Annotated in this window: 5 protein-coding genes; all 5 read right to left on the reverse strand. The window is 65.0% G+C overall.

Annotated elements, in window-relative coordinates; genetic code table 11:
• Positions 1–234: 234 nt before the first annotated feature.
• From IAE39_RS21705 to IAE39_RS21725, 5 genes are read right to left on the reverse strand one after another with little or no spacing between them, the layout of a single operon-like run.
• Positions 235–801, reverse strand: a complete 567-nt coding sequence (locus IAE39_RS21705; RefSeq protein ID WP_201206387.1) for a nucleotidyltransferase family protein — start codon at positions 799–801, stop codon at positions 235–237.
• Entirely contained in the window at positions 798–1,769 is a 972-nt protein-coding gene (locus IAE39_RS21710) for an XdhC family protein (RefSeq protein WP_201206389.1), read from the reverse strand. The genes IAE39_RS21705 and IAE39_RS21710 overlap by 4 nt, the downstream gene beginning before the upstream one ends.
• A gap of 3 nt (positions 1,770–1,772) precedes the next feature.
• Positions 1,773–2,984, reverse strand: coding sequence for a cytochrome c (locus tag IAE39_RS21715; protein WP_201206391.1), 1,212 nt, complete (start codon positions 2,982–2,984; stop codon positions 1,773–1,775).
• Positions 2,985–2,986: 2 nt separating this feature from the next.
• Positions 2,987–3,523: a (2Fe-2S)-binding protein gene (locus IAE39_RS21720; protein ID WP_201206393.1), complete on the reverse strand. Its 537-nt coding sequence runs from the start codon at positions 3,521–3,523 to the stop codon at positions 2,987–2,989.
• Positions 3,516–6,347: a xanthine dehydrogenase family protein molybdopterin-binding subunit gene (locus IAE39_RS21725; RefSeq protein ID WP_201206395.1), complete on the reverse strand. Its 2,832-nt coding sequence runs from the start codon at positions 6,345–6,347 to the stop codon at positions 3,516–3,518. Before IAE39_RS21725 ends, IAE39_RS21720 begins: the two co-directional genes overlap by 8 nt.
• Positions 6,348–6,637 lie beyond the last annotated feature (290 nt).

Genomic DNA, 6,637 nt, shown 5'->3' on the forward strand with positions numbered 1-6,637 from the left:
GTGGGGCTCCAGGAGTGGGGTGGCTGGCATTGCACTATGCAGGGATTAAGGGGGGATTATGGACCTTTTGTGGCTAATGCATAAATCTTCAGGCCAGCGCAGCCTCTTGTAGGAGCGGCCTTGCGTCGCGAAAGGGCCGCAAAGCGGCCCCGGCTAAATAGGCTGCGAAGCTGACATCCCGGGGGCGCTTCGCACCCCTTTCGCGACGCAAGGCCGCTCCTACAAGGGACCGCGTCAGCTGCTCAAGGCCTGTGGGGTGTCCACATCCAGCAGAACCCCCGCATCATCAACCTCGACCATCATGCAGCGCGCCCGATGTGCCTGAACCACCGCCCGCGCCCCTTCATCACCAGACAACTGCCCCAGCGCCGGCCAGAAATCGCGCCCGAAAATCACCGGGTGCCCCTGCTGCCCCGCATGGCGCGGCAACACAATATTTGAAGAACAAGAAGCCTCGACCAGACGCTGCAAGGTTGCCGATTCGATCCAAGGCATATCCCCCAACAGGATCGCCACCGCCTGCGCCTGGCTATCGCCTAATGACTGCGCGCCGGCAGCCAGGCTATGCCCCATCCCCAGCGCCGCATCCGGGCTGACGATGACCCGGCAATCCGCAGGCAAACCAAAATCCTCGCTCCGCTCACCCTCTCGCAGCACCACGCGCACATCATCAAACACCCCCCTCGCCCGCTGCACGCTATGCGCCAGCATGCTGCGGCCATCAGCCAGGGTCGCCCGGCGCTTGTCAGCGCCGAAACGCGTGCCACGCCCGGCCGCCAGCACCAGCGCGACCACGCTCACAGCGCGGTCCGCCCGATGCCATTGCGCAGGCGCAGGATATCGGCCAGCACCGCCAGGGCGATTTCGGCCGGGGTCTTGCTGCCCAGGTTGAGGCCGATCGGCGCATGGATGCGCGCCAGTTGCTCGCCACCCAGGCCACCAATGCGCTGCAAGCGCTCACGGCGCTTGTCCGAGGTGGCCTTCGAGCCCATCACACCAATGTAGAACGCGTCGGTACGCACCGCTTCAAGCATGGCCAGGTCATCGATTTTCGGATCATGGGTCAATGCAACCACCGCCGTATCGGCATGGCAACCGCCATTGGCGATAAATTCCGACGGCAGCTCGCGGCGCACTTCAATGCCGTCCAGCTGCACGCCATCGAGCACTTCATCACGCGGCTCGCAAAGGATGACTTCAAAGCCCATGCCTTTACCGAACTCGGCACAGTAATGCGCCACGCTGGAATAACCGGCCAGCAGCAGGCGCTGGGCGGCGCCGACACGCAGGCGCACCCGGTCGCTTTGCCGCTCCACCCGTGGCCCAAGGCTAGGGTCATCGGCCAGTTGCCGTGTGCCCTCGGGCAGGCGCACTTCACGCAGCACCCGGCGTTGGCCCAGTAGCGCGCTTTCCAGCGCCCGCAGGTGCGCCTGCACTGCGCAGCCGGCCGCCAGGTTTTCCACCAGCACTTCAAGCACGCCGCCACACGGCAGGCGAATGCTCGAACGCGCATCGCGGCCATCGCCGTACCGCACGATGGCGACCGGCTCGGGGAATTCACCCAGGGCCACGCGCTCAAGGAAGTCATCTTCGACGCAGCCACCCGACAGCGACCCCAGCCACTGGCCGCTGGCGTTCACCGCCAGCAGCGCGCCCGGCGCACGCGGCGCCGAACCATAGGTGGCGAGCACCGTACACAACCACACCCGCTGGCCATTGCATGACCACTGCAAGGCCTGGCGGATCACCTGGAGATCGAGATGCTGCACGGGTTACTCCGCCTTCAGCTCGGCGAGCTGTTGTACGTTCAGGTCGCCGGGCAATCCACCCCAGGCCTGGCGCAGGTAGTTGACCATGTCCGTCACTTGCTGGTCATCGAGCTTGCCGGCAAAGCCTGGCATGGGCTGCATGCGCTCGAAGCCGGTGAACTGCTGTTCACGAATGCCTTCGAGGATGACCTTGACCAGGTTGCGCGAGTCGGCCTGGCGCAGCACAGTATTGCCGCGCATGGCCACGGCGATGTGCGGCTTGCCCTCGCCGTCGACCCCGTGGCAACCGGCGCAGACGTTCAGGTACTGCTGGTGGCCACGCTTGCCGCTGTCACTCATCTGCGCCAGGGCAACGGGCTGGATGGCCTTGGCCGGTGGCGGCTGGTCACCCAGCAAGTAGGTGGCCATGGCTGCCAGGTCGGCGTCTTCCAGGTGCTGGGTGCTGTGGTGCACCACCGGGAACATCTCGTTGAACATGCTGCCTTGTGCGCTGATGCCGTGCTTGAGGAACGTGGTCAGGTCTGGCTGGGTCCAACCGCGCTCGGCCAGGTCCTGGGCCAGCAGGCTCGGCGCCAGGTAACCCGCCAGCAGGCCGCCGCGCAGGCGCTGGTCCTGCTGCAGCGCGCCGATCGGGTTGCGCGGGGTATGGCATTCACCGCAATGGCCCATGACCTCGACCATGTACTGGCCGCGCTGCCAGGCCGGGCTTTTGCCCTCGGTCGGCTGCAACTGCACGCTCTTGCCGTACAACATGTTCCAGCCGCTCAGCCCCATGCGCACGTTGAACGGGAAGCTCAGCGCAGTCTGTGGTGCCGGGCGGTTGATCGGCGGGATGGTCATCAGGTAGGCGAGGATCGCATCCGAATCCTCGCGCTTGATCAGGTGGTACGAGGTGTACGGCATGGCCGGGTACAGGTTGGCGCCGTCCTTGCGCTTGCCTTCGGTGACCGCGGAAAAGAACTCATCGGCACTGTAGTTGCCGATGCCGTACTGCTTGTCCGGGGTGATGTTGCTGCCATAGATGGTGCCGAACGGCGAATGGATCGGCAGGCCGCCGGCAAACGGTGCGCCGCCTTCGGCGGTGTGGCAGGCCATGCAATCGGCCGCGCGGGCCAGGTATTCACCGCGCTTGACCTGCGCCTGGTCGGCGGCCAGGGCAACCGAGGTGAAAGCAACACCGAGGGCCAGCGCCAATGCGCTACGTACAAATCCCATGCTCAACCCTCCTTGACCAGGCCGAGGTCGTTGAGCACCGTGCGGGTCGCGTCGTAATAACGCACGTAACCGGTGCAGCGGCAGATGTGGTGACCGAGGCTGGCCTCGATGCGGTCTTCCACCTCGCTCTTTTTCAATGGCTGGCGCTGGGCGGTCTCCACCAGCACCGTAGCGGCATTGACGAAGCCCGGTGCGCAGTAGCTGCACTGGAAGGCGAACAGGTCGACGAACTTCTGCTGGATCGGGTTCAGCGTGAGGTTGCCGGCCTGGTCTTTTTTGGCATGGCCTTCGATGGTACGGACGTTCTTGCCTTCGAAGTAATGGGCACCGGTGATGCAGGTGCGCACTTCCTCGCAGGTACCATCGGGGTTGTCGACGATCACCACGCAGGCATGGCAGATACCCTGCCCGCAGCCCAGGCGCGAGCCGGTGAGGTTCTGGTGTTCGTGCAGGTAGTCGAGCATCGCCAGGTCATCAGGGACCTCGACCGGGCCGACCGGTTGACCGTTGAGGGTCAGTTGCAGTGGACGGTTAGCCATTGAGGGCCTCCTTGATACGGGCTGGGGTGATGGGGAGATCGCGCACGCGCTTGCCAATGGCATGCGCGACGGCATTGCCGATGGCACCGACGACCGGGATCATCACCACTTCGGCGATGCCCTTGGACGGGTCGGTCGGTGACAGCGGCGGGAGGATTTCGCTGGTCTGCTTCCACACCGCTACATCGCGCGCATGCGGCAGGCGGTAGCGGTTGAAGTTCCAGTCGCCCTCCCCGGGCCCACCCTCGTACAACGGCATTTCTTCGGTCAGGGCATGGCCGATGCCCATGGCGATACCGCCTTCGAGCTGGCCCTTGACCAGCTCCGGCACCAGCACCCGGCCGCACTCGACCCAACTGTGGTGGTTGAGCACCTGCACCTCATGGGTGCCCTTGTTGACCTTGACTTCGACGATGGTCGCCACCGGACTGTAGTAGGTGACCATGGCGTTGTTCAGCTGGGTGTCCGGGTACGCGGCATTCTGCCGGTCGAGCAAGTGGTAGCCGTGGCTGCTCATCTGCGCCCTCTTGGCATTCACCGCGCCATCGCCGTACTTCACCGCCACGGCGTCGAGCGGGAAGCGCTCGCGCACGCCGTCGATGACGAAGTCGGCCTCGGCCCAGCTCCAGCGGTTGAAACCGTGCACGCTGACGCCGGTGACCAGGCCCATGTCGTGGGCCTTCTGCGCCAGCTGGGCGAACGGGATTGGCGCCAGGCCGTTGCCGGTCAGTTCACCGTTGACCCACACCGCGTTCTCGCGGCGCACCACCAGCGGGTTGGCCTGGCCGCCATACGGGCCCTGGCTCCAGATGGCCATGGCCGCCGGCCACAGGCCATGGTTGAACAGCACGCGCGCCGCTTCGCGGGTGGCATGGCTGAAGTAGAACGCCGAGTTGGTCGCCGACGACGGCGACGCCAGTTTGCCGACCCAGCGCGGGTTGCGCAGCGCAGCATCCTGTTCAGGCTGGCTGATCAGGTACGGGTTGCCGCTGGTGGTCAGTTGCAGTTCTGGCCATTCGGTGACTGCGGTCTGTATCTCGTCGGCCGAGCGGCCGAGGAAGTCGCTGACCACCAACGCCTGCGAGGTGGACATGCCGGTACCCAGTTCGGTGCCGATGTGGCGCAGGCTGATGCGCCCGTCGCGGCTGAACTCGATGCTGGCCATGGGCGCTTCGGAGCCGGTGCCGAAGTCCTTCTGGCAGATGGCAAAGCCGACGCCGTACCAGTGGTCCGGGTCTTGCGCATCCCTTTGTTGCTTGCGCGCATCGCGGTTGCGCCACCATTCATGCACGGCGGCCTTGTCGAGGATTTCGTACAGGCGCAGAGCACCGGCCGGGACCGCGCCCTGGGTATTCTTCATGCCCGATTTCAGCGCGTTGGCGCGGCGCAGGTCGATGGCATCGACGCCCAGGCGGCCGGCGATTTCGTCGACCATCATCTCGGTGGCGGCCATGGTTTGCAGGGTGCCGTAGCCGCGCATGGAGCCCGCTTCCACGCCACGCGAATAATAGGCGGTCACCGACAGGTCGTTCTGCGGCATGTAGTAGATCGACTGCGCCGCGGTCGCCCCCACAGCGGCCACCGAAGGGCTGTAATTGATGCGCCCGCCGCCGTCGCAGCTCAGGTCGGCGCGGAAGATCTTGAAGCTGTTGTCCTGCTTGTCCACCGCCAACTGGTAGCGAATGTCGAAAGCATGGCGCTTGATGCCGCTCTGGAACTGCTCGTAGCGGTCGTTGGCCAGGCGGATCGGTACCCCGCCACCGTACAGCGCGGCCACGGCGGCATAGAAGACGAAGATATTGTTGTCTTTCGAGCCGTAGCCCACGGTGTAGCCGGGGTGCATGTTCAGCGTGTGCAGGGCGAAGCGCGACGGCTTGATCATGTGCACGCATTCCTGCGCCACCTCGAACGGGCACTGGGTGGCAACCACGAAATTCAGCGTGCCGGTGGCCGGGTCGTACCAGCCGTTGCCGTTGTCCGGTTCCAGTGCGGCGGGCTCGATGGACGGCGTCTTGTAGCGCTCGTCGAACACCAGCCAGCCTTCGGGCGGGTTGTCCAGCTGTTCGCCCATGCGCTTGGCGTAGAACAGCCCCTGCTCGGTCAGGTCACCGTGCTGGTTGGGTTCCTTGGACCACACCGGTTTGCGGTTGAGGATGGTCGGGAACAGCATGGAGTTCTTCAGGCTGGAGAATTCATCGTCGTCGAACGGCGTGGCGCCGCCCACCCGCACGAAGCGGAAGCTGCCGTAAGGGTCGCGCTGGTACAGCGGCGCCTGGGCACCGTAACGGATCGCCTGGTTGTTGAACTGCAGCTTGCGCTTGGCCTGGCGGTAGCGCTCGAAGTCGTGCCAGATCAGGATCGCCACCGGGTGGCCGATGAACATCGGCACCTTGCCGGGCGGCAGCAGCGGGTCGGGCGAATGGGCCTCGGGCCAGGCGATGCCGTCTTGTTCCAGGTCGGCGGCGGTGACGATGCGGTCCGGTTGCAGCTCGGCACCGAGCAAGCTCAGGTCGTGGCCGGCATAGATGCGGTCGGCCTTGGTCGCCTTGAGCAGCAGCGCGTGGCCTTGCTGCGCCGGCCAGCCGGGCATGTCCTTGGCGCGGATGTCGCGGGCGAACACCTTGTCGCCGCAGACCTTGGACAAGGCATCGTTACGGAAACGCGCCTTGCCGTCGTGGTTCATCCACTTCTGCGGCGAGGTGGTGACGCGTTCCTCCATCAGCGCGGCGAACGCCTGGCTGCCAAGTGGCGCCATGGTTACGCCGACACCAGCGATCAGGCCGCCTTGCAGGAAGGCGCGCCGGGAAATATCACGGTTGGACATGCTTGATCCTCTGGGCAGTTGGGGGTCTGCCCTATTCTTTGACTCTAGTACTGGCGAAAAGCTGACTTGTGCGTCAACTTTACAGCAAGAGTGTGGGGGGAGGCAAAGTCAAGCCGACAATGTGTCGCGGTGTGTATAGGGTGATGGGCGTATTGTGGTGGGGCTGGTAGGTGTTTGCCGGGAGGTTTTAGCGCCTGTGAGATCGAGCGCCGAAGCGTTCGCCTCGACATATTCAGCGCCTGTGAGATCGAGCGCCGCCCGCGCGGCGCTTCGCGGCTAAAGCCGCTCCT

It is taken from the genome of Pseudomonas sp. S37 (genome assembly GCF_016658545.1).
Classification (GTDB): Bacteria; Pseudomonadota; Gammaproteobacteria; order Pseudomonadales; family Pseudomonadaceae; genus Aquipseudomonas.

Bases quoted from the DNA above. Each gene is read 5' to 3' on its own strand.
- IAE39_RS21715 (WP_201206391.1), bottom strand. From the start codon at position 2,984: ATGGGATTTGTACGTAGCGCATTGGCGCTGGCCCTCGGTGTTGCTTTC.
- IAE39_RS21720 (WP_201206393.1), bottom strand. From the start codon at position 3,523: ATGGCTAACCGTCCACTGCAACTGACCCTCAACGGTCAACCGGTCGGC.
- IAE39_RS21725 (WP_201206395.1), bottom strand. From the start codon at position 6,347: ATGTCCAACCGTGATATTTCCCGGCGCGCCTTCCTGCAAGGCGGCCTG.